3 protein-coding genes are annotated in these 4,379 nt (G+C 61.7%); all 3 read right to left on the bottom strand.

What is annotated here, in order from left to right; translation table 11 throughout:
- Positions 1–370 precede the first annotated feature (370 nt).
- The 3 genes from ACYYKW_RS26380 to ACYYKW_RS26370 all read right to left on the bottom strand — a co-directional run bounded on the left by ACYYKW_RS26380 (position 371) and on the right by ACYYKW_RS26370 (position 4,175).
- Positions 371–1,705 (bottom strand): amidohydrolase, encoded by a 1,335-nt coding sequence (locus ACYYKW_RS26380; protein ID WP_464991581.1) that lies wholly within the window; start codon positions 1,703–1,705, stop codon positions 371–373.
- A 64-nt stretch (positions 1,706–1,769) separates the two neighbouring features.
- Positions 1,770–3,923 (bottom strand): mechanosensitive ion channel family protein, encoded by a 2,154-nt coding sequence (locus tag ACYYKW_RS26375; RefSeq protein WP_464991580.1) that lies wholly within the window; start codon positions 3,921–3,923, stop codon positions 1,770–1,772.
- 75 nt (positions 3,924–3,998) lie between these two features.
- The gene (locus ACYYKW_RS26370; protein ID WP_167359889.1) at positions 3,999–4,175 is read right to left on the bottom strand and encodes a hypothetical protein; all 177 of its coding nucleotides are present in this window, start codon (positions 4,173–4,175) and stop codon (positions 3,999–4,001) included.
- Positions 4,176–4,379 lie beyond the last annotated feature (204 nt).

Here is a 4,379-nt window from a genome sequence, read left to right as displayed (position 1 = left end):
TCCGCTGTGTACGACTTCGTCGTACGGTCGCTGCGCTCCCACGCCCGGATCAATCCCTCCACTCAGCCTTCCGATGTCGCTGGTTAGGCAAGATCAAGATCAAAAGCACTCGAGCTGGCGCTCATTGTTGAGTGGTTAGAAGCGCCGTATGGCTTGAGATCTTCAGTGGATTCGCCCCTCACCCCAGCCCTCTCCCGAGGGAGAGGGGGCCGATTTGTGGGCTTTTCGGAAACTACGTACGACTCGGTATTTCAGGTCAGCGTACCTTTCGCATCCACCTCGGTCAGTCCCCTCTCCCTACGGGCGGTCCGACGTTTCGGGAGGGCTAGGGTGAGGGGCTTTTGACGTTGACGGTTTCAGCCACTCGGTCTTATTTGCCCACCTCGGCATTCGCATACAGGTAATCCGTCGCCAGCGAGGCCAGTGTCCTGACTCCAACCACCAGCGCTGACTCGTCGACAAAGAACCCCGGATTATGATTCGGCGCGGCTTTGCTCATGTCCTGGTCTCTCGGCGTCACGCCGAGGAACACAAACAAGCCCGGCGATTCCTTGGCGAAGAAGGAGAAGTCTTCCGCGCCGCCCACCAGCGGCCCTTGGACGACGTCGTCCTTGGCGGCCCATTTCAGGGTTGGCAGCATTTTTTCGGTGAGCGCCGGGTTGTTGATGGTCGGGTCGTATTTTTCGATGATCGTTACGTCGGCTTTGGCGCCGCCGCTTTCGGCGATTTTTTCGATGGTCTGGCGGACGTCTTTGTGCAGTTTCTGGCGGATGCCGTAGTCGTAGGAGCGGATGGTGCCGGTCATGTCGACGGATTCGGGGATGATGTTGTAGCGGGTGCCGCCGTTGATGGTGCCGATGCTGACGACTGACGGATAGGACGAGATGTCGGTGCGGCGGCTGACCACGGTTTGCAGGCCGACGAGGGTTTGGGCGCTGACGGTGATCGGGTCGATGCCGTCCCAGGGGCGGCCGGCGTGGGTTTGTTTGCCGAGGATCTTGATGCGCAGGTCGTCGGAGCTGGCCAGGGTCGGGCCGGGGCGGTAGGCGATCTGGCCGGCGGGGACACCGGCCCAGACGTGCAGGCCGAACACCGCGTCGGGCTTGGGTGATTTCATCACGCCTTCCTGCACCATCATTTTCGCGCCCCAGGTGTTTTTGCCGTCGGGGATGAAGTCGCTGGGGCCTTCTTCGGCGGGCTGGAAATAAAACACCACGGTGCCGGGCAGGGTGTCGCGCATGCCGGTGAGGATTTTCGCCGTGCTCAGCAGGATTGCGGTGTGGGCGTCGTGGCCGCAGGCGTGCATGACGTCGACTTCCTTGTCGAGGTAGGTGCCTTTGGCTTTCGAGGCGAACGGCAGGTCGGAGACTTCCTTGACCGGCAGCGCGTCCATGTCGGCGCGCAGGGCCACGGTCGGGCCGGGCCGGGCGCCTTTGAGGACGGCGACCACGCCGGTGCGGGCAACGCCGGTTTTCACTTCCAGGCCCATGGCTTTGAGCTGTTTGGCGACCAGATCGGCGGTGCGTTTTTCGGTGTTGCCGAGTTCCGGGTGGGCGTGCAGGTCGCGGCGGGTTTCCAGCAGTTCGGACTCAAGCTTTTGCGCTTGTTCGGCGATCTGCTGGCGGCTGCTGTCGAGGGTGGCGGCACCGGCGTGGCTGGCGATCAGGCTGAGCAAAACAGCCTGGGCAATGCGCGTCAATTGCATGAGCTTCTCCTTGATTGTTGTTGTCGGGCTTCCCTGCCTGTGACTGCAACCGCGCGCCTGAGTGCTATTCCTTCGGCTGGCCGCCACCGGCGGTGATCACCTGCACGCTCATGCGCGGCGTTGCCAGGTCCAGCCCGGCCTCATCGAGATGGCGTTTGAGCGACAGGTTGAACGCGCGGGACACTTCCCATTGCTTGATCGGCGCGGTCTTGAAGCGTGCACGCAAAATCGCACTGCCCGACTCGAAACTTTCCACGCCTTGGATTTCCAGCGGCGACCAGATATTGCGTCGTTGCAGCGGATCGGTACGCATCTTCTGCCCGACGTCGCGCATCAGTTTGATCGCGTCGTTGATTTCCATGTTGTACGGCACCGCCACGCGGAAGATCGCGTAGCCGAACTCACGCGAGTAGTTCTTGATGCTTTTGATTTCGCTGAACGGAATGGTGTGGACGATGCCGTCGATATCGCGCAGGCGCACGGTGCGAATAGTCAGGCCTTCGACGGTGCCGAGGTGGCCGCCGACGTCGACGTAATCGTCGATGGCCAGCGAGTCTTCAATGATGATGAACAGGCCGGTGATCAGGTCCGCCACCAGTGACTGCGCACCGAAACCGATGGCCAGACCGATGACACCGGCGCCGGCCAGCAGCGGCGTGACGTTCATGCCCATGTTCGCCAGGGCGACGATCAGCGCGATGATGAAAATCGTCACGAACAGCACGTTGCGGATCAGCGGCATCATCGTCTGCGCTCGGGCGTTGGCCAGGCCTTTGCGTGAACGGGTGAGGGCGTGGTGCACGGCGGTGTCGGCGAGAATCCAGATCAGCCAGGAAATGATCAGCGTGCCGATCAGGCTGAACAGTTTGACGCTGACGTCATGACCGTCGCCCTCGGCGAAACCGATCAGCGAATGGCCCCAGACCCGCAGGCCCAGTTCGATGAACAGCAGCCACACCAGCAAATGCGCGAGGGTGTAGAAAAAGTTTTTCAGGCGTTCCGAATAGAGCGCATGCCGTTTCGGCCCGCGTTGTGGTTTCAGTGAATGGCGGCGGACGAGGCCGTTGATGACCATGCACAACACCAGCAGCACCGTGCAGATCAGCGACTGGCGCAATGCCGTGCTGGTGTCGCCAGCGGAGACGAAGGTGGCGAACAGCGAAATACCCACCAACACCATTGCCGGCACGTACCAGAAGGTGCCAAGGATTTCGATGGTGTCGCTGAGGGCGCGGCGGGTCAGCCGCCGCGACAGTGGCTGGTTGCGGATCAGGTGCGCGATCGGTCGGCGGAAACGCAGGATGAACAGACCGGTCGACAGCGCCGCCAGCACATTGGCCACGGTCGCGGCAGTGTGCGCCAGATGCACGCCGAGGCTGGCGACCAGACGCGGGTCGCTCAAGGCCTCACCGAACGCGGCGAAGCTGCCGATCAGCCACAGCGGCCGGAAGGCCTGATGGCGCAAAATGTACAGTGCGCGATGGCGATGCGGGCCGTCTAGCAGGGAGAACGCGATCACACAGATCGCCGAAAAACAGGTGCCCACCACCAGCGCGTACGCCAGCACCATCGCCAGACTCTTGCCCAGAGACGAGGGCAACGCGTAGCTCATGTACACGGTCATCACCAACGCGATCAGCCACGGCCCGAGCTTGCGCAGGGCAAAGCGCAGCATGTCGAGGGCGCGCGGGTGTTGCGGCAGTTCTTCGGTGAGGCCGAAGCGCAGACGCACGCGGTGGCCGAGCCAGATCAGCGCGGCGGCGAGCAGGCTCCAGACCATCAGGATCATCGCGAAGCCGAAAATGATCGGCAGCCATTGATTGGCCGGCAGCATCAGGCCGCGTAATTCGTCCTTGGCCAGATCGAATTCGTTGCCCCAGCGATTGAGCGGGCTGTCGGCGCCGGTGAATTGTTTTTCGAAATTGGCGAGGGTGCCGCCGATCAGGCCGAGCACGCCTTCTTCGGGGCTGGCCTGGGCCTTGTTGGTGGCGTCGCGGAGTTTCTTCAGGTCGCTCAAGAGTTGCGCGCGCTGCTGGTCGTTTTCCAGAGACTTGATGACTTCGTCGAGGGACTGGCCGAGCGGTACCTCTGCGACAGGCTGCGCTTTGCCGGTGTTGAGCATGCCGGGCAAACCGACCGCATGGGCGGGTGCCAGCGGCAGCAGGGCCATCAGAAAAACGAGAAACAGGCTGGGTAAGGCAAGGAAACGAGCGAACACGAGGCGGTCAACCGGGCAAAGGGTGGATGCGCTGGAGTGTACGAGCCCCATGGGCGCAATGCGAGCCGGCACGGGTTATTCGTTGAGTTTGGCGAGGATCTTGTAGATCACTGTGGCGAGGATCATCAACATGCCGATCCACATGGCGAAGACGCCGGCGTTCTTGTCACGGAAGTTGAAACCGATCGCCAGCAGGAGCATTCCGCTCAGGATCGGAATGAGCATGGCGTGGAACGACGACATCGAGATCATGGAGACTGCCTTGTCTTTGAGATGACTGGAGTCTAGGCGGATTTTCGATCCGGGGGAGTGATGTGGTGCAGGAATTTTGCAGTTTCTTGTGTCTGGGCTGGCGCTTTCGCGAGCAGGCTCGCTTGTATGGTAGGACTTGAAGGGAGGAGGAGGGACAAGGCTCGATTCTGACTGTTAGCGCAGTACAGACCGTGGGAGATTTTC

The organism is Pseudomonas sp. 15C (genome assembly GCF_055484735.1).
This window is presented reverse-complemented; position numbering and strand designations above follow the sequence as displayed.

Bases quoted from the DNA above. Each gene is read 5' to 3' on its own strand.
- ACYYKW_RS26380 (WP_464991581.1), bottom strand. From the start codon at position 1,705: ATGCAATTGACGCGCATTGCCCAGGCTGTTTTGCTCAGCCTGATCGCC.
- ACYYKW_RS26370 (WP_167359889.1), bottom strand. From the start codon at position 4,175: ATGATCTCGATGTCGTCGTTCCACGCCATGCTCATTCCGATCCTGAGC.